Origin of the sequence: Nocardia sp. NPDC005998, from assembly GCF_040614395.1 — a bacterium.
Classification (GTDB): domain Bacteria; phylum Actinomycetota; class Actinomycetes; order Mycobacteriales; family Mycobacteriaceae; genus Nocardia.
In genome coordinates this window covers 13,827-40,121 of the sequence record NZ_JBEXUI010000021.1, presented here as the reverse complement: position 1 = coordinate 40,121, position 26,295 = coordinate 13,827, and the positions used below count along the sequence as shown (strand labels likewise).

Below are 26,295 nucleotides of genomic sequence, written 5' to 3'. Positions count from 1 at the left end.
CGGATGCCTCGGCAGGAGTAGAAGCGGCTGCTGTCGGGTTATCGCCTCAGTCGGAGCTGGCCGTCGGCGACGCACCAGGCCGACCCGTCGCCGTCGATGCCGGTCAATCCATCCAGGTGTGCGGTTCCGACCAGCTCGAGGGCCGCGGGATCGGCGATCGCCGCGGTGACGAGCGTGTCGTGGGGGGTCCACGTGGTCGACCACAGAAGGCGGCGGGTCATCTGGGCCCAGCCCAACCGTGGCCCGGTCATGATCCACAGATCTGGCGTGGTCGCGGTGAACCGGCGAGCCTGCCGCAGCCACGACGCCGCGGATTCGGGCCAGGTGACGTGGTCGACGATGCGTCCGCCGCCGCGCTCCCACCCGGTCGCGACAGCGGCCATCGTCGCCAATGCGGTCGGGGTGCGGCCAGATCCCAGGGTCAGGGTGCGGGCGCCGCGGGCGCTGGCCAGCGCGATGATCGCGTCGACCTCGACCTCGACCTCGACCTCGGTATCGGCATCGGTGCGCGGTGCGCGGCGCAGTAGAGGGGTTTCGGGCATGTGGTCACCGGGTGCCTTTCTTCCAGATAACGTGCCGGTCGGGGCAGCAGACCGCGCAGGGCTGGTATCCGGCGGCGAGCGCTGTGGTTTTGTCGGCGAAGAACACCCGGTGTGGATGTCCCGGCCGACACTGTGTGCCTGCTGCGGCTCACGTTGCCCCACAACGCCGGTCTGCGGGCCGCGACCGCCGCTTTCCTTCAGTTGCGCGATCCCCCGATGTCCAGTCCGTGCGTGCCGACTTGGTCATCGACTGTCAGGGGACCGGCCCAGTGGGGGTCGGTCCCTGACAGTCGATGCTGTACGGATGCCGTATCAGGCGGTCGGGATGATCCCGAGTTGCTGCAGGACGGCGACGCCGTCGTCGAGGCCGAGTTCCTCGACAATGAGACCGTTCTGGACCTTGAGCACCGACGTGCCGGTGAAGCGCATCGTCTTGCCGGACGCCGCGGGGACCGAGCCGATCGGCAGGTCGTCGAACACGATCGGGCCGGTGTGGGTGCCGCCGCCCTCCCACTGGCCGACGACGTAGTCATCTTCGGCGATGAGATCCGCAGTGCCCCAGAAGTTCAGGTCCGGGAAGGCGGTGCGGAACTTGGTCGCGAATTCGCGCACCTCGTCGCGCCCGCGCATGGGCTGGTGCAGCGAGTACTCGAATCGGATGTCGGGCGCGGCGAGTTCGTCGATGATCTCGGGGTTGAACGGATTGCCCCAGAACTCGGTGAACCAGCGGCCGACGATCTCCTTGTTCTTCTCGAGCGACATGTATTCGTCCTTATCTGTCATCGGATGCCACCGGTCCGCCTGTCGGCGCAGTGACATCCCGTAGACGTCGGTGCGAGACCAGACGTGAGATCGGTTGCGCGAATGGGCACTCCGGGCAAACCGGCGCCGGGTCAGCTGCGGCTGGCGCAGATGGACGGCGCTGGCTGGTCGACAAGGTCGACCCACCGCTCGCCGCGTCACCAACCTAAGGTCAGTACACCTGATGTGCGGGCCGACCGAAGAGGATGACCTGCATCAGGTGCGCGACCCGCTGCTGCGAGCACAGCGGATTGTTGGGTCCGAGCCACTGGCCGAGGTCGACCACCAGGGCCAGCGCCGCATGGACGAGCACCCGTGCCTCGGCGGGGGACAGCTCGGGTCGGACGCCGATGAGCAGCTTGGCCCACTCCTCGACATTGAGCCGCTGGATATTGCGCAGCACGGTGCGATCCTCCGGCGGCACATTGCTGATCTCCGCGTAGTAGACGAAGGTCAGCTCGCGCTCGGCGAACGAGCCCTGCACGTACAACTCGATGAGGGTGCCCAGCGCCTGTTCCGGACGCTCCGATGCCGCGATGGCGGGCCCGATGGCCGCCGAAACCCGTTCCGCCGCACGGCGAAACGCCGCCGCGAGCAGATCGCCCTTGCTGCGGTAGAAGCGATACACCGCCGAGGAGGCGGGCAGGCCCGCCGCATTGGCGATATCCTCCACGCTCACATTGGGATACCCGTGCTCATGGAACAGTGCGACGGCCCGCACCAATAACAGCTCATGTTTGAAGGTGAGCGGAACTTCTTTCGCCCCAAGGGGTTCGGCCGCATCGCCGGGGGCGGGCAGCTCGCATGCGATGACCGCGTCACAGGCCGAGCGCAGCAGGGCCGTCAGCGCGCGTACCGGAACCGCGACCTGGTGATCGGAGATGCTGCCGATCACGCTCATCGCGGCGGCGGAGAACACCTCCCGATCCCCGGCGGGCAGCTCGGGCCGGATCTGCGCCAGCAGGTCGCGGGCCGCCGCATCGGTGGCTTTCAGGTGATCGATGAGGATCTGGCGGTCGGCGTCCGCCAGGTAGCGGTTCTGCCAGCGCAGCAGCGCGGCGCTGCGGCGGTTGGCAATGGAGGCCGCGATCAGGGCGTCGAGGATGTGGTCGAGGCGTTCGGCGGCGGGCCGGTCGCGCAGCCGCTCCGGCAGGTGTACGGCCTCGGTGCTCAGCGCGGCCAGCCGCAGCGCCTCCTCGCGGAACAGTGCGTACTTGCTCGGGTAGTGCCGGTAGAGCGCGGTGGAGCTGATATCGAGGCGCGAGGCGATGTCCTCCATGCTCACGCCGTGGTAGCCGGATGATCCGAAGGCCTCGGCGGAGGCGGCGGCGATCTGCGCCCTGCGGTCGCGCGGTCGACGCCGTACCGCACGCGACCGGGTGGCGCGATCTGCGCTCGCATCCTCCGTTGCGCGACGGTCCTCGGCATCCATTCCGCGATGTTAGCCCAATCGGACGCTTGCTATGCAGCTCTTCCCAGGGCTGAAATTGAATTTAACGGGAGATCACAAAGATACCTGTAATTAGGTTTTCACGTGGCTATCTTATGCTCAAAACAATTAGAATAGTCGATAACATAACTGCGGTCGGCGAGGCCGAATATCGAAGGACTACGAGCGGGCCGGACGGCCGAATAGGACGAGTTGCATGAGCAATCGAACCCGGGCCGGGGAGGCGATCGGTTCGGCACTGAAGGTCCGTCCGAGATCGACCACCAATGCGAAAGCCGCGTGAATGAGGAATCGGGCCTCGGCGGGCGAGAGCTCCGGTCGGACCTCGCGCAGCAGCCGCGCCCACTCTTCGACGCTGAGCCGCTGGATATTTCGCAGCACCGTGCGCTCCTCGGGCGGAACATGCTGGAACTCTGTGTAATACACGAAGGTCAGTGCCCGTTCGGTGAACGAGCCCTCGACGTACTGCTCGATCAGTGTGGTCAGCGCCGCCTCGGAGTCGGGGGCGGCCGCCACCGCCGGACCGATCGCGCCGGAGACCCGGTCGGCGGCCCTGCGGAACGCGGCGGCGAGCAGATCGCTCTTGCCGCGATAGAACCGGTACACCGCCGATGCCGCGGAAAGTCCTGCGGCAGTAGCGATCTCCTCGACACTGACATTCGGATAGCCGCGATCGTGGAAGAGTTCGACGGCCTTGCGCAACAACAGCTCGTGCTTGAACGAATCCGGAATCTCCGCGGCCACCGGCAGTTCCGCATCCGCCTCGATTGCGGGCAGGTTGGCGGGCACCAGTGACCAGGAGGCCGAATCCAACAGTCGGGCAAGGGATTTCGCGGGCAGGGTGGCATGGTGATCGGCAATGCTGGTGATCACGCTCAGCAGCGCGGCGCGCAGTACCCGAAGGTCGTCCTCCGCGAGTTCCGGTCGCAGCGCACCCAGTTGCGTGCCGATCGCGCCGACGACGGTGAGCTGCTGTTCGGTGAGGACCGCGAGATCCTCCGGCTCGAGATAGCGGCCCTCCCAGCGCACCAGGGTGATGGTCGGCCGGTTCTCGATGGTGACGCCGATGAGCGCGTCGAGCACATGGCGCAGCCGCCGCTCCGGCGACCAGGGTTCACCCACCCCGCCGACTCCGTCGGCTGCCATCCCCCGGCCCACCGCCTCTTGCGGCAGCTCGACCGATTCCGTCATGGCCCGCCCCACCCGCAGCAATTCCTCCCGGAACAGCGCGTACTTGCTCGGGTAGTGCCGGTACAGCGCGGCCGAGCTGATGCCGAGCCCGGAGGCGATATCGTCCATGCTCACGCCGTGATAGCCCAGCGCGCCGAAGGCGGCCGCCGAGGCCGCCGCGATCTGGGCCCGCCGATTCTTCGGCCTGCGCCGAATCTCTCGCGGTGCCGAGTCGCCGCTGACCTTGCGCGCCGTACGGCGATTGTCGACACCCATGCCCGACATCGTAACGACCACCTCAGTTCACCGAGCTGTCCAGGTCGGTCTGATTTGCCCAGGTGGGGCGTCCGCCGTGCGGCCGAAGCCGAGCCGTGGTCCGAAGTTCAGGTGTTGCGCCATCGTCAAAGTCAGGATGGCATCCCGCATCGCAGTCCTTCAGGCGGCATCTTCAGGTGCATTGGTGTCGAAGGTGGCCAACCCCAGCGTCTTCCATGCCTCGAGTAGACGCTTGTCGCCCGAGGCTACGACAAGGTCGGTGTCCTCCAATTGCTCGGCGGAGGCGCAGTGGACGGCGTCGTATCCACGCAACGCGAGGAGATCCGCCAGTTCCGCAGCGCGCGATATCGAGGCTTCGTCCACTTCGACGACATCGAGCTGTTGCCAGAGCTGGTCCAGGAGATGTCGGCACGCTGCGTACCCTCGATCGTCGAGTCGCGAGAGTCGGTGCGCCTGAGCCAGTGCGGCGGCGGTCTCGACATAGAGCAGTCTGCTCGAGACCACGGCATCGGCATCATCCCAAAATCGACGGCAGGCGCGGCTGCTCGGTTCGGCGACGAGCAGGGGGACGAAGGCGGAGGTGTCCAGGTAGCCGATCAACGGCGCTGCTCATCGATGAGGTCGCTGACGATGCCCGTACCGTGGATCGGCTCCGGTGCCGGTCGCTTCCTCTTCCGCGCAGGATGTACCCGTCCTTCGTCACGCAACTGTTCCAGCTTCGTTAAACGCTCGACGGGAACGATGCGGGCAATTGGTCGCCCATGGTCGGTAACGGTGACGGTGTGCCCAGTGCGAACCTCGGCCAGGTGGCGGCTGAGGTTGTCACGCAGTTCCCTGATCCCAACATCCATGACCGGCCCCTTTGTGGCTACATTTCGATAGATAGATTGTAGCTACAAAGGAGCCTGATCTGCTGTACTGACCGGGAGTATCTGCGGCTACATTTCATCGGTAGATGTAGCCACGAATGTCTATGCGGACCGCGGGCGGACGGCGGCGTACCAGTCCAGCAGGTCCGGGTTGTCGACGGCGCTGCGTTCGACGACGCGGGCCGGGTCGGCGCCCTGGAAGAGTTTCTTGATGGGAACCTCGAGCTTTTTGCCGGTGCGGGTATGTGGGATGCCGGGGGCCAGGATGATTTCGTCCGGGACGTGGCGGGGGGAGACCTCGGTGCGGATGGTGGTGTTGATGCGGGTCTTCAGGTCGTCGGTGAGATCGGTGCCGGGGGTGAGGGTGACGAACAGCGGCATCCAGTAGCCGCCGTCGGGTTGTTCGGCACCGATGACCAGGGCCTCGGTGATTTCCGGGAGCCGTTCGACGGATTGGTAGATATCGGCACTGCCCATGCGGATGCCGTGCCGGTTGAGGGTGGAATCGGAGCGGCCGTGCACCACGACACTGCCGCGATCGGTAATGGTGATCCAGTCGCCGTGTCGCCAGATGCCGGGGAACATATCGAAATACGCGTCGTGGTAACGAGTTCCATCCGCATCGCGCCAGAAGCGCACCGGCATGGACGGCATGGGCTTGGTGATGACGAGTTCGCCGACCTCGTCGCGCACCGGCTTGCCGTCGGCGTCGAATGCCTCCAGTGCGACACCCAGATAGGGCGCGGACAGCTCACCGGGCCAGGTCGGCACCGTGCGCGCGCCACCGATGAAGGCGGAGACCACATCGGTGCCGCCGCTGATCGAGGCGACCTGGACGTGGTCACCGACGTTCTCGCCCAACCACACCGCCGATGCGGGCGGCAGCGATGAACCGGTGATGCCGACCTGCCGCAGCGCGGACAGATCGTGGTCCGTGCGCGGCACCGCACCCGCCTTGATGCAGGCGAGCACATAGCCCGGACTCGTGCCGAGCACGGTCGCGCACACCTGGGATGCGATGTGCCACAGCGCATCCGGGGTGGGGTAGGTGGGGCTGCCGTCGTAGCAGACGATGGTCGCGCCGACGAGCAGCCCGGCGATCTGGAAGTTCCACATCATCCAGCTCGGGCTGGTGTACCAGAAGAAGGTGTCATCGGGACCGATATCGGCCTGCAGCGCAACGGCTTTGAGGTGTTCCAGCAGCACGCCGCCGTGGCCGTGCACAATGCCCTTGGGCAGTCCGGTGGTGCCGGAGGAGAATACGATCCACAGCGGATGGTCGAAATCGACGGTCTCGGTCTCGATGACGGCGGCCTCGGTATTGGTGGTGGCCTCGGTCCAGGACAGTGCGTCCGGCACCGGCAGGCCGAGTTGGGAGACCGCCACGGTGGCCTGCACCGTATCGAGTCCGGCCCGCAGCGCCGCGATATCCTCGCGCTTATCGTGCGTCTTGCCGCCGAAGCGGTAGCCATCGGCGGTGACCAATACGGTGGGTTCGAGCTGGCCGAGCCGGTCCAGCGCCGCCTTGGGCAAATAGTCCTGGCCGCAGGCGCTCCACACCGCGCCGATGCTCGCGGTGGCCAGGAAGGCGATCACCGTCTCCGGAATATTCGGCAGATATCCGGCCACCCGATCACCCGGGCGCACACCGAGCGAGCGCAGCGTGCGCGCGAAGGCCGCGGTGCTGTCGATCAATTCGCTCCAGGACACCTCGCGCACCGGAGCGTCCTCGGTCACCGCGACAATGGCGGGGCGGTCGGCGCGGAACTGCCGAACGACCTGATCCACATAATTCAGCCGGGTACCCGGAAACCACTGCGCACCAGGCATTTCGGCGCTCGCGAGCACATCGCCCGCGACCGGGCCGAGCTCGAAGTAGTCCCACAGCGCACCCCAGAAGCCGGGCAGATCATCGACCGACCACTGCCACAGCGTCCGGTAATCCGGCGCGGACACTCCGGTGCGCGCCGTGACGAATCTGGCGAAGTCGGTGATGCGCGCCTCCGCGATATCGGATTCGGTCGGCACCCATTGTGGTTGCACCGCAGTACCTCCTGGCTGAATATCTGTCGGAAATCAGGTGTGGTTCGCGCGCCGCACGATCTGCTCGGCATGCCGCAGCACCGGGGCATCGACCATGCGGCCCTCGAAGGCGAAGACGCCGCGATGCTTCGGTACCTCGTCGAGTACTCTTCGGGCCCAGTCGATTTCATCCGCCGATGGCGCGTAGGCGGCCCGGATGACCGGCACCTGGCTCGGATGGATCGCCACCTTCGCATCGAAGCCGACCGCGACCGCGTCCAGTGCTTCGGCACGCAGTCCGTCGAGATCGCGAATGCTCAGATACACCGAGTCGAGCGCGAACTTCCCGTATGCCTTGGCCGCGAGCAGCGTGCTCGACCGAACATGCCGTGCCACATCGCGATAGCCGCCGTCGGCATGTCTGCTGGAGTTGCCGCCGAGTCCGGCAACCAGATCCTCCGCACCCCACATCACCCCGATCGCATTGGGCGCCAGCACCGTGCGCTCGACCGCGACGGCGCCGAGCGGCGATTCGATCAGCGCGATCACCTCGTAGTCGGCGAGCGAGTCGAGCTGTTCGGCGGATTCGGCCTTCGGCAGCATGATCCGCCGGTATTCGGTGCGGGCCAGCGCCGCGAGATCCAACGCGTGCTCGTCGGTGCCGACGGCATTGATCCGGACGACGGTGGTTTCCGGAGCCAGCGGGGTATCGATGAGTGCCTTGCGCGCGCCCGCCTTATCCCCGGCGGCGACACCGTCTTCGAGATCGATGATCACCACATCGGCCGCCGCGGCGGCCTTCGCATAGCGTTCGGGGCGGTCGGCCGGGCAGAACAGCCAGGCCGGTCCCGGTAGCTGCCAACTCATGCTGGCCCCGATTCCTTGCGCACCAGCGTTTTGCGTATGGCGGTGGCGACGATATCGCCGTGCTGATTGCGCGCGGTATGGGCGAAGGTGACGATGCCCTCGCCGGGACGGCTCTTCGATTCGCGCTTATCGGTGACCACGGTCTCGGCGTACATGGTGTCGCCGTGGAACAGCGGCTTCGGGAAGGCGATTTCGGAGAAGCCGAGGTTGGCCACGATCGTGCCCTGGGTCAGCTGTGCGACCGAGAGGCCGATCAGGGTGGACAGCGTGAACATCGAATTCACCAGCCGCTGGTGGAACGGTGGCAGCTGCTCGCTGAACGCCGCATCCAGGTGCAGCGCCTGGGTGTTCATGGTCAGCGTGGTGAACAGGACGTTATCGGCCTCGGTAATGGTCCGGCCCGGTCGGTGCTCGTACACGACGCCGATCTCGAACTCGTCGAACCACAGACCGCGCTGTACTACCCGGCGCGTGGCGTCGGCGTCGCTCACAGGCCCAACTCCCGCCCGATCAGCATCAGCTGCACCTCCGTTGTGCCCTCGCCGATTTCGAGGATCTTGCTGTCGCGATAGTGCCTGGCCACAGCGTATTCGTTCATGAAGCCGTAGCCACCGAAGATCTGGGTGGCATCGCGGGCATTGTCCATCGCGGCCTCACTCGCCACCAGCTTGGCGATCGAGGCCTCCTTTTTGAACGGCTTACCCGCCAACATCAGTGCGGCGGCGTCGTAGTAGGCGGTGCGGGCCGCGTGGGCGCGCGCCTCCATCCTGGCGATCTTGAAGGCGATGGCCTGGTTGCGGCCGATGGCCTGGCCGAAGGCCTCGCGTTCCTTGGCGTAGCGCACGCTTTCGTCGACGCAGCCCTGGGCCGCACCGACCGAGAGCGCCGCGATGGCGATCCGGCCCTCGTCGAGAATGCGCAGGAAGTTGGCATAACCGCGACCGCGCTCGCCGAGCAGATTCTCCTCGGGCACCCGGACGTCGGTGAAGCTCAGCGGATGGGTGTCCGAGGCGTTCCAGCCGACCTTGTTGTAGGCGGGTTCGGCCACGAAGCCGGGGGTGTCGGTGGGGACGAGGATGGTGGAGATCTCCTTCTTGCCGCCCGACTGGCCCGTCACCGCGGTCACCGTCACCAGTGTGGTGATATCGGTGCCGGAGTTGGTGATGAACTGCTTGCTGCCATTGATGATCCATTCGCCGCTATCGGCGACCGCGGTGGTCCTGGTGCCACCCGCATCGCTGCCCGCACCGGGTTCGGTGAGCCCGAACGCGGCGAGCTTGCGCCCGCTGGTCAGCTGCGGCAGCCATTCCTGCTTCTGCTTATCGTTGCCGAAGCGATAGATGGGCATGGCGCCGAGCGAGACACCGGCCTCCAGGGTGATCGCGACGCTCTGATCCACCTTGCCGAGTTCTTCCAGCGCCAGGCACAGTGCGAAGTAGTCGCCGCCCATGCCGCCGTACTCCTCGGGGAACGGCAGACCGAACAGGCCCATATCGGCCATACCGGCGACGACCTCATACGGGAAGGTGTGGTTCGCATCGTGTTCGGCGGCGACCGGGGCGACCACCGACCTGGCGAAATCACGCACCGTCAGTGCGAGGTCGCGGTACTCCTCGGGCAGGGTGCCGGTGGACAAAAACTCGGTCATGCGGAAGTTCCTTCTCGCTCGGCGGTTTCGGGTTCGGTGGCAGCCGCGGCAATGCGCACCAGCGGCTGATCGAGGCGGACCTGGGTGCCCGGTTCGACCAGGACTTCGACGGTGCCTGCGACCGGTGCGGTGAGGGTGTGCTCCATCTTCATGGCCTCGACCACGACGACCGGCGTGCCCGCGGCCACGGTGGCGCCATTGTCGACCGGCACCGCGATTACCGAACCCGGCATGGGGCTGCGGATCTCGGCGTCACCGACGTGTTCGGCACCGCCGCGGACATTCACCTCGGCCACTTCGCGCAGTACCGAGACACCGGATGGTCCGGCGACCCAGAGCTGGCCGTCGTATTCGGCGATGCGGTAGTTCCGGCGCAGGCCGCCCAGCGTCAGGACCAGCACTCCGGAAGCTTCTCCGGTGAATTCGGCACTGAGCGAGGCGGATTCGCTGCTGTTGAGGTGTACTTCGGCGGCATCGGGGGAGCCGGTCAGATAGACGTGTTCGGTGCGGTCACCACTGGCCAGCCTGATGGTGGTCGGCGCGGCCGCGCCGATGCGCCAACCGGACGGAATATCCCACGGCTCGCTCGGGGCCGCTGGCCAGCGCCGCAGCCAGTGATAGGCGGCGGCGGCGATGAATTCGTCGTCTCCGACCGCCGTGGGCTGGAAGTCACCGACGCGGCGATCCAGCAGTCCGGTATCGAGCCTGCCCGCGGCCACATCCGGATCCGCCAGCAGGAATCGCAGGAACTCGATATTGCTGGTGACGCCGAGCAGCACGGTATCGCCGAGTGCCCGATCGAGTTTCGCGAGTGCGGCGTCGCGGTCGGCGGCGTGCGCGATGACCTTCGACAGCATCGGATCGTAATCGCTGCCGACCACGGTGCCGATGCGCAATCCCGAATCCACCCGCACGCCGGCGCCTTCGGGTTCCGACAGGTCGAGGACGGTGCCGCCGGTGGGCAGGAAGCCGCGTCCGGGATCCTCGGCATAGACCCTGGCCTCGATCGCGTGGCCGACCAGTCGCAGCTCGTCCTGGTTGAACGCGAGCTTCTGTCCGGCCGCGATCCGCACCTGGCACTCCACCAGGTCGATTCCGGTGATCAGCTCGGTGACCGGATGTTCCACCTGCAGGCGGGTATTCATCTCCATGAAGAAGAACTCGTCCGGCCGATCGGCGGAGACGATGAATTCGACCGTGCCCGCACCGACGTAATTCACACTGCGTGCGGTATTGCACGCGGCGGCGCCGATGCGCGCCCGCGTCGCGGCGTCCAGCAGCGGCGAGGGCGCTTCCTCGATGACCTTCTGATGCCGCCGCTGCAGACTGCATTCACGTTCGCCGAGGTGGATCACGTGGCCGAACTGGTCGGCGAGGATCTGCACCTCGATATGCCGCGGGCGGGTGACGAATCGCTCCAGGAACAGGGTGTCGTCACCGAATGCCGCTGCCGCCTCGCGCCGGGCACTGGCCAGCGCGGCCGGTAGCGCCGCGGGCTCCTCGACCAGGCGCATACCCTTGCCGCCACCACCGGCCGACGGCTTGACCAGCACCGGATAGCCGATATCGGTTGCGGCGTCGATCAATTCGGCGTCGGTGAGTCCCGGTCGGGCGATACCGGGGACGACGGGCACATCGAAGGCAGCGACGGTATTCTTCGCCGCGATCTTGTCGCCCATGACCTCGATCGCCTTCGCGGGCGGTCCGAGGAAGACGATGCCCGCCTCGGCGAGCGCGGCGGCGAAGGCGGCATTCTCGGAGAGGAAGCCGTAGCCCGGATGCACGGCCTGCGCACCGGTGCGCACCGCCGCGGCGACCACCTTCTCGATATCGAGATAGCTCTCCCTGGCCGGGGCCGGGCCGAGGCGCACCGCGGTATCGGCCTCGCGCACATGCCTGGCCTGTGCGTCCGCATCGCTGTAGACCGCGACCGAGCGAATACCCATGGTGCGCAGGGTGCGGATGACCCGCACCGCGATCTCGCCGCGATTAGCGACCAGCACGGTGTCGAATTCAATGGGATGGGATTTGTTCATCATCGCGATCACATCCGGAAGACGCCGTAGGAAACGGGTTCGAGCGGCGCCTGCGCGCACACCGAAAGGGCAAGTCCGAGCACGGTTCTGGTGTCGGCGGGGTCGATGACGCCGTCATCCCAGAGCCGCGCGGTCGAGTAGTACGGATTGCCCTGATATTCGTACTGTTCCCGAATCGGCGCCTTGAATGCCTCCTCGTCCGCGGCCGACCACGGCTGTCCGGAGCTGTCGAGCTGATCCCCGCGCACCGTCGACAGCACCGAGGCGGCCTGTTCGCCACCCATGACCGAGATGCGCGCATTGGGCCACATCCACAGGAAGCGCGGCGAATACGCGCGTCCACACATCGAATAGTTGCCCGCGCCATATGATCCGCCGATCACCACGGTGAGCTTCGGCACCCGCGCACACGCCACCGCGGTGACCATCTTGGCGCCGTGCTTGGCGATACCGCCCGCCTCATAGTCACGTCCGACCATGAAACCGGTGATGTTCTGCAGGAACAGCAGCGGAATTTTGCGCTTATCGCACAGCTCGATGAAATGTGCGCCCTTCATGGCGGATTCGCTGAACAGCACGCCGTTATTGGCGACGATGCCGACCGGATGTCCGTGGATGCGGGCGAATCCGGTGACCAGGGTCTTGCCGTATTCGGCCTTGAATTCGTGGAATCCGCCGTCGCCATTGGCACCGCCGTCGACCAGCCGATCGATGACCTCGCGGACGTCATATGGCGTGCGCAGATCGACCGGCACCACGTCGTACAGCTCCGATTCCGGCTTCGCGGTCGCGACGGTCGGCGTCACCTCCCACGGGCTGGCCGGACGGGGGCCGAGGGTGGCCACAATGCGGCGCACGATGCGCAGCGCGTCCTGATCGTCCTCGGCCAGGTGATCGGTCACGCCCGACGTGCGCGAATGCAATTCGCCGCCGCCGAGTTCCTCGGCGGTGACCACCTCGCCGGTCGCCGCCTTCACCAGCGGCGGTCCGCCGAGGAAGATCGTGCCCTGATTGCGCACGATGACCGCCTCATCGCTCATCGCCGGTACATACGCACCACCGGCGGTGCACGAGCCGAGTACCGCCGCGATCTGCGGAATGCCCTTGGCGCTCATGGTCGCCTGGTTGTAGAAGATGCGGCCGAAGTGCTCCCGGTCCGGGAAGACCTCGTCCTGGCGCGGCAGGAACGCGCCACCGGAGTCGACCAGATAGACGCAGGGCAGCTGGTTCTGCAGCGCGACTTCCTGGGCGCGCAGGTGCTTCTTCACCGTCATCGGGTAGTAGGTGCCGCCCTTGACCGTGGCGTCATTGGCCACGATCACGCATTCGCGCCCGGAGATCCGGCCGATGCCGGTGATGATCCCCGCGCCGGGGCATTCGTCGTCGTACATCCCGGTCGCGGCCAGCGGCGAGAGTTCGAGAAACGGGCTGCCCGGATCGAGTAGCTGATCCACCCGCTGCCGGGGCAGCAGCTTGCCGCGGGCCACATGCCGCTCGCGCGCCTTCGCTGGCCCGCCGAGCGCCGTCGTGGTCAGCCGGGCACGCAGATCTGCCAGCAGCGCCACATGCGCCGTGCGATTGTCGACTCCGACCTGTTCGGTCACCGTCATCCCGCCGTCCTGCCATCCAGTTAGTCGCCGATAACTGGAATTCAGGTTAATGTTGATTAACCGAGATGTCCAGGTGTGCAGAAAGGAGCGCGTGTGACCAGCACCGACGCCGTCGCGCTCACCCGCAGGGAACAACTGAAACTGCAGCGAAGGGGGCAACTGCTGGACGCGGGCGCCCGGCTCATCGCCGACCGCGGCTTCCTCGGCATGCGCCTGGACGACCTCGGCGCGGCCGTCGGGATCAGCGGGCCCGCGGTCTACCGGCACTTCCCGAATAAGGAGGCGCTGCTGGTCGAACTGCTGGTCGGGGTCAGCCAGCGGCTGCTCGACGGTGGGAAGGCGGTGGTGGCACGGACCGAATCGGCGCAGCAGGCGCTGGCCGGGCTGGTCGACTTCCATCTGGACTTCGCGCTCGGCGAGCCCGAACTCATTCGGATCCAGGACCGCGACCTGGACAATGTTCCGTCCGGTCCCCGGCGCGAACTGCGTCGCACCCAGCGTCAGTACGTGGAGATCTGGGTGGCGGTGCTGCGGGAGGTGCATCCGGAACTGCCGGAGGAGACCGCGCGGGTGCAGGCCCACGCGGGCTTCGGGTTGATGAACTCCACCCCGCACAGTGCCACCGATGCCACCGCCACCCGGGCCCGGCCGGTCCTGCGTCGCATGGCGCTGTCGGCCTTCGGATAGGTCGGTCCGGTCCGGGCCCGCCGGAATCACCGTGCGGTCCACCCACCGTCCATGGTGTAGGACGCACCGGTGACCATGCCCGCATCGGCGGAGGCGAGCCAGCCGACCAGCGACGCGACCTCCGCCGGCTCCACCAGGCGTTTGATCGCACTCTCGGTGAGCAGCACCTGCTCCAGCACCTGCTGCTCGTCGATGCCGTGCGCCTTGGCCTGATCGGCGATCTGCTTGTCCACCAATGGTGTTCGCACATAGCCGGGATTGACGCAATTGCTGGTGACGCTGTGCCGGCCGCCCTCGAGCGCGGTCACCTTGGACAGGCCCTCCAGCGCGTGCTTGGCGGTCACATACGCGACCTTGTACTCCGACGCCCGCAACCCGTGCACCGAGGACAGATTGATGATCCGGCCGAAGCCGCGCTGGTACATCCGCGGCAGTGCCGCGCGGATGAGCAGGAACGGCGCTTCGACCATGAGGGTCATCAGATTCCGGAACCGCTCCGGCGGGAAGTCCTCGATCGGGTTGATGCTCTGCACACCGGCGTTGTTCACCAGGATGTCCACATCCAAGCTGAGCTCTTCCAGTGCGGTGACATCGAGAAGGTCTACCGCCCAGACCTTTCCATCGATCTCGCTGGCCAATGCCTTCGCGCCGATGTCATCGATATCGGCGACGGTGACGGTGGCCCCGCGTGCCGCGAGTTCCCTGGCGCAGGCGGCGCCGATGCCGCTCGCGCCGCCGGTGATCAATGCGGAACGTCCGGTCAGTTCGCTCATGTGAGCTCCGCTCGTAGGGTATCGGCCGGCGCGACCTGCGCTGCCGTGGATGGTTGGTTTGCCAGGCTTTCCGCATCCGCATTGTCGATACCCTCCAGCGCGATACCTTTCGTCTCGCGGGCGAAAAGGACCGCAATGGCGGTGACGGCGGCGGCCGCCGCCAGGTATATGGCAATGGGTACCGCGGATTTGTAGGTGTTGAGCAGGCGCACGGCGATGATCGGTGCGAGCGATCCGGCGACGATCGAGGTGACCTGATAGCCGAGGGAAACACCGGAATACCGCATGCGGGTGGGGAACATCTCGGCCATGATCGCGGGCTGTCCCGCGTACATGAAGGCATGGAATACCAGGCCGATAATGATCGCGGCCATGATGATCGCGTTGTGGCCGCTGTCCATCATCGGAAAGGCGAAGAAACCCCAGGTGCCCGCGGTGAGCGCGCCGATCAGATAGATCGGCCGCCGGCCGAAGCGGTCGGAGAGACTGCCCGCCAGCGGAACCATCACGAAATGCACGGCGTGCGCGGCGAGCAGCCACCACAGGATGACCTTGGTGTCGACGTGCACCTGCACCTTGAGATAGGTGATGGTGAAGGTGACCACCAGGTAGTAGAGGATGTTCTCGCCGAACCGCAGCCCCATGGCGGTGAGGACACCGCGCGGGTAGCGCCGCAGTACCTCGACCACGCTCAGCGAATTCGCCTTGACCTGTGCGATTTCCTGCTGTGCCGCAACGAAAATGGGTGCGTCGGTGACCTTGGTGCGGATGTAGTAGCCGACCAGTACGACCACCGCGGACAGCCAGAACGCGACGCGCCAGCCCCAGCTCAGGAACGCCGCATCCGACAGCGTCGAGGTCAGCGCCAGCAGGGCGACCGTCGCCAGCATATTGCCGAGGGGCACACCCGCCTGCGGCCAACTCGCCCAGAAACCGCGGCTGCGGCTCGGACTGTGTTCGGCAACCAGCAGCACCGCACCACCCCATTCGCCGCCGACCGCGAAGCCCTGGATGAACCGGAGCACGACCAGCAGTGTCGGTGCCCAGTAACCGACCTGGGCGAAGGTCGGCAGACAGCCCATCAGGAAGGTCGACGATCCGACCAGGATGAGACTGAATTGCAGCAGTTTCTTGCGGCCGTACTTGTCGCCGAAGTGTCCGAAGACGATGCCGCCGAGCGGCCGCGCGGCAAAGCCGACGGCGTAGGTGATGAACGCCGCGAGGATCGCGTCGAGATCACTGGTGCCCTTGGCGAAGAACACCTTGCTGAAGACCAGCGTCGCAGCCGTGCCGTAGAGGAAGAACTCGTACCACTCGACCACGGTGCCCGCCATCGAGGCGGCCACCACCCGCCTCAGACCGGCCGGTATACCGCCGGGATCACCGGTCGGCCGCACTGCACTGCGCACGCTCATCGAACATCTCCTTCATGACCGGGGCCACATCATGTTGCGAATGTGACGGCCCCCACATTGCGTGGTCAGGACGAGTATTCGTGCACATATCTGCGGCCGCAATGACCAGTTGTGCAGTGCGCGTCTGCAAGAATGCAGAAATGACTCCGGCTGCCTATCCCAGCGCGGACGATCTGCTGGTTCTGCTCGCCGTCGGGCGCTCCGGGCGCTTCGTCACCGCCGCCGAGGAACTCGGCCTCAACCACACCACTATCTCCCGCCGCATCGCCGCACTGGAGCGGACGCTCGGCGGGCGCGTGCTCACCCGGGTGACCGGCGGGTGGGAGCTCACCGATCTCGGGCGCGAGGCGCTTGCCGCGGCCGAGGCGGTGGAATCGGCGGTCAGATCGCTGGCCACCGATGCCGACGGCACTCGGGTGCTGGAGGGGGTGGTCCGGATTTCGGCGACCGACGGATTCAGTGCCTATCTGGCCGCACCGGCCGCCGCCGAGGTGCAGCGGCGGCATCCGAAGATCGCCGTCGAGATCGTCGCCGCGACCCGCCGTGCCTCCCAGCAGCGTTCGGGTCTCGATATCGAAGTGGTGGTCGGTGAACCGCAGGTGCACCGCGCCAAGGCGATTCGGCTGGCCGACTACTGCCTCGGGCTCTACGGCTCCCGCGACTATCTGCGCGAACACGGAACTCCAACGGCCATCGGCGATCTCGCGCGGCACTCCCTGGTCTACTTCATCGATTCGATGCTCCAGGTGGACGATCTGGATCTGGCCAACAGTTTCGCGCCCGCCATGCGCGAATCCGTCACGTCCACAAATGTTTTCGTACATGTCGAGGCGACTCGTGCGGCCGCGGGCCTGGGTCTGCTGCCCTGCTTCATGGCCGACCGCCATGACGATCTGGTCCGGGTACTCCGCAAGGAGGTCTCGGTTCGGCTCACCTACTGGCTCGTCATCCGCACCGAGACGCTGCGCAGGCCGGAGGTGGCGGCGGTGGTGGACGCGATTCAGGTTCGGGTTCGGGAGCAGCGGAATATGCTGCTCGGCTTGTCGGCTTGATCGGTGTCGCCGGTGGACTATGTTGCCAGGCTCAGCAACTCGGTTGTGTGCTGTTGTCGGTGATAGCTCGCGTACTTCAGCGGCCAGCCCTGATCCTGAATCCCGTGCACCCCTCGACCTTTCGAATGATCAAGGGGTGCACGGGATTCAGCTGTCGTGTCGAAACCGCCTTCCCCCTGGCTGAATTCAAGGGGTCGTAGCAGCACTGCTGGTCGAGCGGTTGTCGCCAGCGGCTCGGCCAGGCGCTCGGCGGGGGTCTCCCAGCGACTGACCGGCAGGATTCAGACTCGGATGGGCGACTGCACCGCGGCCACGGCTTCTCGCGCGGCATGCACGGCGCTATTGATGGAGATCTCACCCCGCATGCCGGGGGCGGCGACCATATCACCGGCGAGGTAGATATTGTCGCCTCGATCTATGGCGGGCCGGTCACGCCAGGTCTGCCCGGGCAGGTCGATGGCGCCGGTGCGGCCCTTGGCGGTCGCGGTGCGGGTGAATTTCGTGCGGTCGTGCCGGCCGGGAACCACGAGGTCGGCGAAATCCTGCAGCCGGGTGTGCGCATCGGCATTGGATTCGCCTGTGCGGATCGGCATTTGGAGTTGGAACAGCGACTCACCCGACGGGGCGATGGTGTCGTCCTGCATGGTGTAGCTCTCGTGGAAACCTCCCTCGTCGAGGTCGAACACCACATTGCGATCGGATTTTGCTGTGGTGACGGCAATATCGAGGAGGGCGCAGTGGCCGCTGGTCCAGGTGAGGGAGTCGTCGCCGAGCAGCTTCCGGGCCGCGGGCAGGTTTGTCGCGACGACTACCGGCCCGTCGGTGGGGAGCTGATCGACCCGTGCCCCGGTTTCGATACCGATACCGAGTTCGGTTGCGCGCGTTTCCATCCGATCGATGACGCGCTGCCACCCGCCGTAGACCCACCGGATGGACGGGATCCTCACCCCGAACACGCGCTGGAACAGATCCCAGACGAATGCCGCCGACAAGCGCCCGGTATCGGCGTCGTAGGTGGTCACGCTGATTGCATTGGCAACCTGGTCGGCGGTGTCGGCACCCCACCGTTCCGATGCCCAGTCGCGGAAGCTGCGGTCGACCGGCGCGACGAGTCGGGGATGCGGTTGAGCGCGCAACATTGCCAGCGGGGGCAGCCGCCGGAGCCGGCCGTCGACACGGAACCCGATGCGGGCGGCGTCGGTGACCGATGGCCAGCCCAGATCGCCGATGAATCCGCGCGTTTTCAGCCAGGTATAGTGCGGGCCGTCGGCATAGAACACGTGCGGACCGTCGTGCGCGACATACGGTGCCGCCTTGGCGCGGCCCCGCCCACCGAGGGTGTGGTGTGCCTCGTACAGCCGGACCGGGACGCCGGTCTCGGCGCACGCGATGGCCGCCGTCAACCCCGCCAAGCCGCCCCCGATCACGGTGATATGGGTTTTCATGTGGTGCTCCCTTCGAACAGGCCTACGCACCTTGGACGGACCACCGTCGCGGAACGTGACGGGCGGGAGCCATGACTCGGGTCACAGACCCGAGGCGATGCTCGAGCCCGGCCGGTCCACTCGTTCACGCCCACGACCGTCCGGCGCCACTGCATTGGAGCGCGCAGGCGCAGTGCGTCATTCGGTCTTCAGCGGGCAGCTCCAGTCGACGGCCCACCAACCGATCAGTGGCTCAGCGCGCTCCCGCGCCGAGCCACTGACTCGTTTCCACGGCTATTCGGGAAAGATCTCGTCGATCCGCTATTCGACGAACACTTCGTCGACGGTGTTGGCTGTCAGCGCACGATCGAGCCAAGCGTCGAGCCGACCGAGGTCGGTGCATCCGTGGATCTCGGCGGCCTGAGCTTCGGAAACGATGAGGCCTCGTTTGTGAAGGATCTTGAGCAGAGCCTTGGCTTCGCCCTTGGCTTCGCCCTGGGAGTAGTAACGCCGGGCGAACTCGCTTTTGTATTCGTAGGTGCCGGTCGTCATGAGGCTCTCCAAGAAGTGTCGGGCCGCCTTGGGCAAGATGGCCGCTACCAGGTCAATGTACATCTCGCCGCGGGGCGCGGGGAACACGCTCGCGACGAGGGTGGTCAGGATTGCGTTCCGTTCGGGATGGTTGCGATGAGCAATGGCCGACAGCACCGCGAGTTCCGGGTTGTCGGCCGCGACCTGCGGGTCGGTGACCACGGGGACATCTTGTGGACTGAGTACGACAGGTCTGAGCGTGAAATCCGGGGCGACTGAAATGGGCTTGCGGCAGTGGTTGGCCGTGCGCTCGTTGGGGCAGAGGACGAGCAGGACTGTCAGGCAGCGGAGGCGGCCTCTGAGGGTGGTCAGGTATACCGGCCAGCTCCAGTATTTGTCGCTGTCCGGCTTCAGCTGAACCTCGACGACGACGCCGAGTACCGGGGTGGTGCCGGTCGCCAGGACGACGACGGTGTCGGCGCGGTATTCGGTGGGGTCGATATCGGGGAAGTCACCCGACTCCAGGCGGGCGTGGTCGAATTCGGGTAGCGGGGTGTCCAGCACATCGGCCAATAGTTCGGCGGCCAGTTGGGGGCGTTGCCGGAACAGGTCGATCACCACTTCGTGCAGGACGCTTGGCATGGGGGCACAGTAGTGGTGCGTACTGACAGGAAAAACCCGGCAGGAGTGCAGGTTTCAGGATGTGGGCGGTTCGGGGGACAGGGTGCCGTCGACCATGCGGTAGACGGCGTCCATCTGGTGGAGGTGGGTGCGGTCGTGGGTTACCAGGAGGGTGGCGGCGTTGTGGTCTCGGACTACGGTGAGGATGAGTTCGATTACGGCGGCGCCGCGTTCGGTGTCGAGGGCGCTGGTTGGTTCGTCGATGACCAGCAGGGCCGGATCGTTCATCAGGGCGCGGGCGATATTGACGCGTTGGCGTTGGCCGCCGGAGAGTTGGGCGGGGCGCTTGGCGTGCTGATCGGCCAGGCCGACCGAATCGAGTAATTCCATTGCCTTGGTGCGGGTTTCGCGGCGCTGGGCCGGCGAGGTGAACAGGCGCTGGCCGAGGTGTGACATGGCCTCCAGTTGTTCGACGGCGGTGAGGGCGGGGATGAGGTTCGGCTGTTGGAAGACGATGCCGATGGACGAGCGGCGCAGGGCGGCGGCTTCGCGGCGGCTGAGCGCGGCGAGATCGACTGTGCCCGACGGTGTTTCGAGGGTGATATGGCCGGAGTCGGGACGGATCAGGGTGGAGACGACGGCGAGCAGGCTGGATTTGCCGGAGCCGGAGGGGCCGGTGATGGCCGCGATGGTGCCGCCGGGAACGTGCAGGTTCACCTGGTTCAGTGCGGTGAGTCGGCCCGCGCCATCAGGATAGGTGAGGGTTGTTTCGCTAACGGTGAGAGCGGTTTTCGTCATGGTCGCGGTGGTCATGCGGGGTCTCCGAGAGGTCAGCGGGCCGCGCCGAGCGCGGTGAGCGGGTCGGTGGTGAACAGGAAGCGCAGGGCGAAGGCCGCGCCGAGCAGGCCGAGGACGATCAGGGCCGCCGCGGGCAGCAGGGTGGTCGACAGGCTGAGGACGAAGGGCAGCGCGTCGCCGATGAAGGTGGCCGCGGTGACGGTGATGCCGAGGCCGACGGCGACACCGGCGGTGAGCACGATCGCCGCCTGTGCGATGGCATCGCGGACCAATGCGCCGGAGGTCGCGCCCAGTGCCTTCAAGGTCGCGATATCGGGCATGCGCTGCACCGTCCACACGGTGAAGAATGCGCCGATCACCAGCGCCGAAATGGCGAACAGCAGCACCGTCATCAAGGTCAGCGAACCGTCTTCGGCCTTATACGAACCCAATGCCGACAGCGAGCCGGAGACGCTGGTCGAGGTGGTATGCGCGGATGCGTTGACAGCGGCCGTATTCGGGATCCCGGACACCGCGAGAACTGTGGCCGCGCCACCACGCGGGCTCACCGATTGCCAGTCGGCGGGTGTCATCCAGACAACGGGGGTATGGCTGTACCAGTCGTCGCCCTGCACCGCGGCGACCCGGAATGTCGACGCACCGAGCGTGACGGTGTCACCGGCGATGGCGTCGAGCGCCTTGGCCGCGCCGGTGCTGAGCACCACCGTGCCGGAATCGGTTGCGACGCGATTGCCGAATGCCGTTCCCGCGGTGCCGAACAACGCTACCTGCGCGGGCTTGGCCTCGCCTCGACCCGATACCGCACCCTCCGTCCGGCCGATGCCGATCGGGTCGACGGTGCCGGTCGAACCAGCGGCCGCCCGCCAGGTCTCGATCTGCTGCGGGGTGAGCGCCGAGGCCTCGAAGGAGGGATCCGCGCCGCTGTCGGCGAAGACGATGGCATCGGCGTGGATCGCCTCGATGGCGGAGATGTTCTGGTGCGCGAGCCCGGCGGTGAGACCGCTGAGAAAGCTCACCAGCAGCGCCACCAGGGTAACGACCAGGGTGATGAGCAGAAAGCGGCCGCGTGCGGCCCGCAGATCCCGGAGTGCGACGAACATGCCTTCACCCTGCCGCGATCTCCCGCGCCTGCCATCGCGCACGCGGAGGAATGCACCCCGATCGAAGGTTGGGTAGTGTTTTACACCTTTCGATGGATGCCGCCCAAGTAGCCGCACATAAGCTGGCAGCGTGCATGCGTCGCCGTTCACTCCTGTCTTCACCGCATTGCGGCTGGGGCTGCATGTGCTGGTGACGACGCTGGCGGTGCTAGTTGCGGTGCGGGCGCTACTGCCCGGCGCCGTACATCCGCTCCCCGTCATCACGCTGACCGTGGCATTCCTGGCCGTGTACTTCACCGGTGCGCTGGTCGGCCGCCACCCGGCGGGCATCCGCGCTTGGCTGGCGGCGCTGACGGTGCTGTGGCTCGCCCTGGTGGTGTTCGCGCCCGATGCCGGATATCTCGCATTCGGCATGTTCTTTCTGTACCTGCACCTGCTGCCGCGCCCGTGGAGTTTTCTCGCCGTCGCCGCAGCCACCGCGGTCGCGGTCATCGGTTTCGGGGTGCACCGCGGCTGGTCGGTGGCGGGCGCGATCGGGCCGATGCTCGGCGCGGCGGTCGCGGTCGGGATCGGGCTCGGCTATGCGGCACTGTTCCGCGAGTCCGCCGAACGTCAGCACCTGATCGATGAATTGCTCAGCACCCGAGCGACACTCGCGGAACAGGAGCGCACGGCAGGCAAGCTGGCCGAGCGCGAACGACTGGCACAGGAGATCCACGACACCGTGGCCCAAGGGCTGAGCAGCATTCAGTTGTTGCTGCATGCGGCCGAGCAGTCCGCACCGGACCATCCCGCGCTGCAACAGATTCGGCTGGCGCGCGAGACCGCGGCGGAGAATCTGGCCGAAACCCGGAGACTCATAGCGGAATTGACCCCGGCCGCACTGGAGGGGCAGAGCCTGGCGCAGGCGCTGGAACGCATCTGCATGCGCGCCGAGGCACCGGGACTGATCACCCAAATGGTGGTCGAGGGCACGCCGGAGCGACTGCCGATGCCGATCGAGGCGGCCCTGGTTCGGATCGCGCAGGGGGCGGTCTCGAATGTGGTGCGCCACGCGGGGGCGAGCCGGATGCGGCTGACCCTGACCTACTCCGACGCCGAGGTGTATCTCGACGTTGTGGACGACGGTATGGGCATCGACCCCGCGGTGCTGGATCGCGCGCCGTCCGGCACCTTCGGCTTGGCCGCCATGCGCAGTCGCGTGGAGCAGCAGGGCGGCACCATGGCGGTAGAGTCGGAACCCGGCCACACCGCGGTCACCGTTACCTTTCCGCTCGAGCCTGAAATTGCCGAATCATACTCGGCTGCAATAGATTCTGGTCATACTGTGGGGCAGTCGGAGCCCGCGGCGGAATATCGATCCGAGCAATCGCGGTCGATCGAATCTGCCCTGCCTACGCCGCAACCCGATACGACGTCCTCGAAATCGACCACACTCGAACCGAATTCGACCGATCCGGAGCATCACGCATGATCCGCCTACTGCTCGCCGACGACCACGCCATCGTGCGCGCGGGCCTGCGGGCGCTGCTGGAGAGCAATGCGGACATCACCGTCGTCGGCGACGCACCGACCGCCGAGGCCGCCGTGGGCTTTTGCGCAACCACACCCGTCGATCTGGTGCTGATGGATCTCAGCTTCGGTCCCGGCCGCTCGGGTGTGGAGGCGACCACCGAATTGCGTGCGCTCCCGAACCCGCCCAATGTCCTGGTCGTCACCAACTACGACACCGACGCCGATATTCTCGGCGCCATCGAGGCCGGAGCCTGCGGCTACATCCTCAAGGACACCCCACCGGTGGAATTGCTCGCGGCGGTGCGGTCGGCGGCTGCGGGCGAGAGCGTGCTGTCACCCGCCGTGGCCTCCAAGCTGATGACCCGCGTGCGCCGCGCCGACACCACCCTGAGCCCGCGTGAAATCGAGGTGCTGCGGCTGGTGGCCCACGGCAGCTCCAACCGCGAGATCGCCAAGGAGCTGTTCCTGAGCGAAACCACTGTCAAATCCCACCTGGTGCACATCTACGCCAAACTCGGCGTCCGCTCGCGCACCTCCGCCGTCGCCCGCGCCCGCGAACAAGGCGCCATCTGAACAACCGTGCCCGGATCCGAACCTCGATGGGCGCGCCATCAGCGGGGCGGCGATATGCACGCCGTCGGCGCGGGGTGGCCCTAGGGTTGGGGTATGGCCTCACTCTCGGATCCCGCGGTACGCGAATTCCTCTCTCATGGCAGCCGAACCGCCAAGGTCGCGTTCACGGCCGCCGACGGACGCCCGGTCGTGACGCCGGTCTGGTTCGTCCTCGAGGGTGACGAGGTGGTGTTCAATACCGGCAAGGTTTCGGCGAAGGGCAAGGCGTTCGCCAGGGATAACCGGATCGCGCTCGTCGTCGATGTGGAGGCGGGCCCGTACCCCTCGGTCCAGGTCCAGGGCACAGTAACCCTGTCCGAGGATCTCGACGAACTCGTGCGCACCGCCACCGAGATCGGCGGCCGCTATATGGGCGCGGACCGCGCCGAGGAATTCGGCAAGCGCAACGGCGTCCCCGGCGAACTGGTGGTCCGGGTGCGTCCGACCAAGGTGATCGCCCACTTCGACGCGACGGCCTGAGCCCGCCATGCACTCACCCGCATGACCGTCCACTTCATCGGCCGGATGCCATTGCGTAGGTCGTTGGTTCCAGTGTGATACTCCCCGACGGGGTAGCCACGTTCATGGACGCGACGGCGACGTGGTCAGCGCCCGCACCGAGTGTGACCATGTATCAGAGGAGCGGCTCGAGGTCGGGCCCAGGGTTTCGGTGTGTACCGAGGCGTACCCGTGGGCAGCGGTAGGTTGGTGTGGACCCAGCGGTCGATCTCGCGCACCAAATGTGCCCTGCGGGTGTCGATTTCGGTAGGTGCTCGATCGGGGATGCTGGTCAGCAGTCGATCGGTCAGGCTGGGCCCGCTCCACTCGATGGGGCGAACACTGCGATGTCGTCCAAAGCGTCGTCGGCTCGGCCAGCTGTCGCCGGATCATTTAGAAGGCGCTGTAGGGCAGGAACGACACGGCTGCTGTCAATGCTCCGATGAATACGCGCAATGTGACCGAGGGCCGTTGCCGCGCTGGCACGCACGCTGTAGTCAGAACTTTCGAGGAGGGCCAGAGCGCGATCGGTCACCCATCCGGCATCCGGATCATGCAGCGCCAAACGCAGAATGGTTTCGGCCACCACCTGACTCTCACTTGATTCGAGCTGCGCGATCGCTTCGCTACGCTCGATTGGATCCAGCCGTTGGTATGTACTCACAGCGGTTTACCTTTCCTATTCACAACACCAGCTTTCACGAGAGCATTTTGCATTTCTTGGGTAAGTTCCTCCCAGCTTCTTTGATGCCCGTGATAGATGCCGGAATCATTATAAGTTTCGTCGAATACATCGAACTCACCGGTTTCTGGGTCATAACCCACTCTACGGCTAGACGTATCTTTGATCTGAACAGACCTTTCGAGCGTTTCCTGGGGATGTGTGGGCTCCGGTGCGGCGTCACCGCGCTGCTCTTTGCCATGTTTGGGCGACGGTTCAAACTTCAGCGGAGGTGTCGCTTCGTCGTCGACGTAGACCTTCAGGGCGATGATTGCGCCGAGTTTGGTCAGTGTGTCACCGACAGAGGGAACCTTGTCGAAGCTGGTTACAACGGCGGCAGCACCGACGGCGGCAGCGGCTGCCGCGAGAACTTGCCAGATCTTGATTCCGTCGTAAACAGACTTTATGGTTCTGACCGTGTTCCCGACGACGAGGACCACTCCGCCGGCAGCGGCAACGTCACTGAGGCACGCGGTGAAAAGAGACGCAGCTATGCCTGTGATGACGACGACTCCGGCCGCCCACAGCGCATTTGTGATGGCATGTTGGATGCCATTGCGTAGATCGTCGGTCCCGGTGTGGTACTCCCCGACAGGTGCCGCCATGTTCACGGATGCGGCAGCGACGTGGTCCGCGCCCGCGCCGAGTGTACCCAAATATCCGAGGAGCGGCTCGAGGTTTTTCCTGTCGATGACGTTGTCGAACAGGCCAGTGATCGTCTTGATACGCTCCGATGCCTTGGTTACGGCATCGTGTTCAGCGAACGCTTTCCACTTGCCAGCGGCAGTTGCGAGTTTGTCTTTATCCCCATTGGGAAGCTTTCCGAACTCCTCCTTGATCTTCTTGAACAGTTCGTCGTAGAACTCCTTGCTGCCGCCATCCCGCGCAATGCCGTCACCGTTGGCTCCGACTGAGGTCGGGAACGACACCTTGTACTCCGATATGGCATTGACTCGCGGGCGGGTCGGGTTGCCGCCGTTGGCTTTGCCGTAGTTGTAACCGACGGCGTAGAGCACGTACCCAAAATTGGTGAGCGCGTCAGCGAGATTGGTGCAAGTTTGCAGGGTTTCCTGCGCGTAGCGGTCATAGGTTTTCCCCCACTGCTCACAGCCGGGGGCGTCGCCAGCCATGCCAGCGCATTCGCCTTTGAGGACATCGTGCAGCGGCTTGTCAGCGGTTCGGAGGTCAGCGGCGAGATCATGGCATCTCCCGGCAGCGTCGTAGTAGATCTGCCAGTCGGTGGACAGATCGCCCACA

Annotated in this window: 25 protein-coding genes and 1 pseudogene; 5 read left to right on the top strand and 21 right to left on the bottom strand. The window is 66.0% G+C overall.

From position 1 onward, the window contains the following. Positions 1–38: 38 nt before the first annotated feature. The 13 genes and pseudogenes from ABZ293_RS25485 to ABZ293_RS25425 form a co-directional block, all read right to left on the bottom strand. Positions 39–542 carry a hypothetical protein gene (locus tag ABZ293_RS25485; protein WP_355184515.1) on the bottom strand — a complete coding sequence of 168 codons (504 nt, stop codon included), beginning with the start codon at positions 540–542 and terminating at the stop codon, positions 39–41. Positions 543–546: 4 nt separating this feature from the next. Further along, a pseudogene (locus ABZ293_RS25480) lies at positions 547–651 on the bottom strand (metal-binding protein); the annotation flags it as partial. A gap of 203 nt (positions 652–854) precedes the next feature. Next, the gene (locus ABZ293_RS25475) at positions 855–1,325 is read right to left on the bottom strand and encodes an ester cyclase (RefSeq protein WP_355184513.1); all 471 of its coding nucleotides are present in this window, start codon (positions 1,323–1,325) and stop codon (positions 855–857) included. Positions 1,326–1,515: 190 nt separating this feature from the next. Beyond that, entirely contained in the window at positions 1,516–2,775 is a 1,260-nt protein-coding gene (locus ABZ293_RS25470; RefSeq protein WP_355184511.1) for a TetR/AcrR family transcriptional regulator, read from the bottom strand. Positions 2,776–2,952: 177 nt separating this feature from the next. Then, entirely contained in the window at positions 2,953–4,239 is a 1,287-nt protein-coding gene (locus tag ABZ293_RS25465) for a TetR family transcriptional regulator (RefSeq protein WP_355184509.1), read from the bottom strand. A 159-nt stretch (positions 4,240–4,398) separates the two neighbouring features. Beyond that, on the bottom strand, positions 4,399–4,839 hold the full coding sequence (locus ABZ293_RS25460) for a type II toxin-antitoxin system VapC family toxin (protein WP_355184507.1): 441 nt from the start codon (positions 4,837–4,839) through the stop codon (positions 4,399–4,401). After that, on the bottom strand, positions 4,836–5,090 hold the full coding sequence (locus ABZ293_RS25455) for a type II toxin-antitoxin system prevent-host-death family antitoxin (protein ID WP_355184505.1): 255 nt from the start codon (positions 5,088–5,090) through the stop codon (positions 4,836–4,838). The genes ABZ293_RS25460 and ABZ293_RS25455 overlap by 4 nt, the downstream gene beginning before the upstream one ends. A gap of 120 nt (positions 5,091–5,210) precedes the next feature. Beyond that, complete coding sequence (locus ABZ293_RS25450) at positions 5,211–7,151, bottom strand: acetoacetate--CoA ligase (RefSeq protein WP_355184503.1); 1,941 nt, start codon at positions 7,149–7,151, stop codon at positions 5,211–5,213. Between the two features lie 33 nt (positions 7,152–7,184). After that, a complete protein-coding gene (locus ABZ293_RS25445) occupies positions 7,185–7,997 on the bottom strand; it encodes a CoA ester lyase (RefSeq protein WP_355184501.1) in 813 nt (270 codons plus the stop codon). Beyond that, a complete protein-coding gene (locus tag ABZ293_RS25440; protein ID WP_355184499.1) occupies positions 7,994–8,488 on the bottom strand; it encodes a MaoC family dehydratase in 495 nt (164 codons plus the stop codon). Before ABZ293_RS25440 ends, ABZ293_RS25445 begins: the two co-directional genes overlap by 4 nt. Continuing rightward, positions 8,485–9,645, bottom strand: a complete 1,161-nt coding sequence (locus ABZ293_RS25435) for an acyl-CoA dehydrogenase family protein (protein ID WP_355184497.1) — start codon at positions 9,643–9,645, stop codon at positions 8,485–8,487. Before ABZ293_RS25435 ends, ABZ293_RS25440 begins: the two co-directional genes overlap by 4 nt. Beyond that, the gene (locus ABZ293_RS25430; protein WP_355184495.1) at positions 9,642–11,684 is read right to left on the bottom strand and encodes an acetyl/propionyl/methylcrotonyl-CoA carboxylase subunit alpha; all 2,043 of its coding nucleotides are present in this window, start codon (positions 11,682–11,684) and stop codon (positions 9,642–9,644) included. The genes ABZ293_RS25435 and ABZ293_RS25430 overlap by 4 nt, the downstream gene beginning before the upstream one ends. A 5-nt stretch (positions 11,685–11,689) precedes the next feature. Further along, the gene (locus ABZ293_RS25425) at positions 11,690–13,291 is read right to left on the bottom strand and encodes a carboxyl transferase domain-containing protein (protein ID WP_355184493.1); all 1,602 of its coding nucleotides are present in this window, start codon (positions 13,289–13,291) and stop codon (positions 11,690–11,692) included. A 93-nt stretch (positions 13,292–13,384) separates the two neighbouring features. Here ABZ293_RS25425 and ABZ293_RS25420 point away from each other — a divergent pair, with 93 nt between their 5' ends. Continuing rightward, complete coding sequence (locus tag ABZ293_RS25420) at positions 13,385–13,978, top strand: TetR/AcrR family transcriptional regulator (RefSeq protein WP_355184491.1); 594 nt, start codon at positions 13,385–13,387, stop codon at positions 13,976–13,978. A 26-nt stretch (positions 13,979–14,004) separates the two neighbouring features. On the opposite strand, the gene ABZ293_RS25415 is transcribed toward ABZ293_RS25420, so the two are convergent. Beyond that, entirely contained in the window at positions 14,005–14,751 is a 747-nt protein-coding gene (locus tag ABZ293_RS25415) for a 3-hydroxybutyrate dehydrogenase (protein WP_355184489.1), read from the bottom strand. Beyond that, entirely contained in the window at positions 14,748–16,166 is a 1,419-nt protein-coding gene (locus ABZ293_RS25410) for an MFS transporter (protein ID WP_355184487.1), read from the bottom strand. The genes ABZ293_RS25415 and ABZ293_RS25410 overlap by 4 nt, the downstream gene beginning before the upstream one ends. A gap of 140 nt (positions 16,167–16,306) precedes the next feature. Here ABZ293_RS25410 and ABZ293_RS25405 point away from each other — a divergent pair, with 140 nt between their 5' ends. Further along, complete coding sequence (locus ABZ293_RS25405) at positions 16,307–17,218, top strand: LysR family transcriptional regulator (protein WP_355184485.1); 912 nt, start codon at positions 16,307–16,309, stop codon at positions 17,216–17,218. 281 nt (positions 17,219–17,499) lie between these two features. Here the strand turns inward: ABZ293_RS25405 and ABZ293_RS25400 are convergent, their stop codons facing one another. From ABZ293_RS25400 to ABZ293_RS25385, 4 genes are all read right to left on the bottom strand, one after another. Further along, the gene (locus tag ABZ293_RS25400) at positions 17,500–18,663 is read right to left on the bottom strand and encodes an NAD(P)-binding protein (protein WP_355184483.1); all 1,164 of its coding nucleotides are present in this window, start codon (positions 18,661–18,663) and stop codon (positions 17,500–17,502) included. Between the two features lie 300 nt (positions 18,664–18,963). After that, positions 18,964–19,815 carry a hypothetical protein gene (locus ABZ293_RS25395; protein WP_355184481.1) on the bottom strand — a complete coding sequence of 284 codons (852 nt, stop codon included), beginning with the start codon at positions 19,813–19,815 and terminating at the stop codon, positions 18,964–18,966. Between the two features lie 54 nt (positions 19,816–19,869). Continuing rightward, a complete protein-coding gene (locus ABZ293_RS25390; protein ID WP_355184631.1) occupies positions 19,870–20,592 on the bottom strand; it encodes an ABC transporter ATP-binding protein in 723 nt (240 codons plus the stop codon). 32 nt (positions 20,593–20,624) lie between these two features. Next, positions 20,625–21,692 carry an ABC transporter permease gene (locus ABZ293_RS25385; protein ID WP_355184479.1) on the bottom strand — a complete coding sequence of 356 codons (1,068 nt, stop codon included), beginning with the start codon at positions 21,690–21,692 and terminating at the stop codon, positions 20,625–20,627. 130 nt (positions 21,693–21,822) lie between these two features. Here ABZ293_RS25385 and ABZ293_RS25380 point away from each other — a divergent pair, with 130 nt between their 5' ends. From ABZ293_RS25380 to ABZ293_RS25370, 3 genes are all read left to right on the top strand, one after another. Further along, positions 21,823–23,166: a sensor histidine kinase gene (locus ABZ293_RS25380; protein ID WP_355184477.1), complete on the top strand. Its 1,344-nt coding sequence runs from the start codon at positions 21,823–21,825 to the stop codon at positions 23,164–23,166. Then, entirely contained in the window at positions 23,163–23,780 is a 618-nt protein-coding gene (locus tag ABZ293_RS25375; protein WP_355184475.1) for a response regulator transcription factor, read from the top strand. The genes ABZ293_RS25380 and ABZ293_RS25375 overlap by 4 nt, the downstream gene beginning before the upstream one ends. Before the next feature lie 93 nt (positions 23,781–23,873). Beyond that, positions 23,874–24,299, top strand: a complete 426-nt coding sequence (locus ABZ293_RS25370; RefSeq protein WP_355184473.1) for a PPOX class F420-dependent oxidoreductase — start codon at positions 23,874–23,876, stop codon at positions 24,297–24,299. Between the two features lie 325 nt (positions 24,300–24,624). On the opposite strand, the gene ABZ293_RS25365 is transcribed toward ABZ293_RS25370, so the two are convergent. Together ABZ293_RS25365 and ABZ293_RS25360 are read right to left on the bottom strand one after the other, a co-directional pair. After that, positions 24,625–24,981 (bottom strand): HEAT repeat domain-containing protein, encoded by a 357-nt coding sequence (locus tag ABZ293_RS25365; RefSeq protein ID WP_355184471.1) that lies wholly within the window; start codon positions 24,979–24,981, stop codon positions 24,625–24,627. Then, entirely contained in the window at positions 24,978–26,294 is a 1,317-nt protein-coding gene (locus tag ABZ293_RS25360) for a hypothetical protein (RefSeq protein WP_355184469.1), read from the bottom strand. The genes ABZ293_RS25365 and ABZ293_RS25360 overlap by 4 nt, the downstream gene beginning before the upstream one ends. Position 26,295 lies beyond the last annotated feature (1 nt).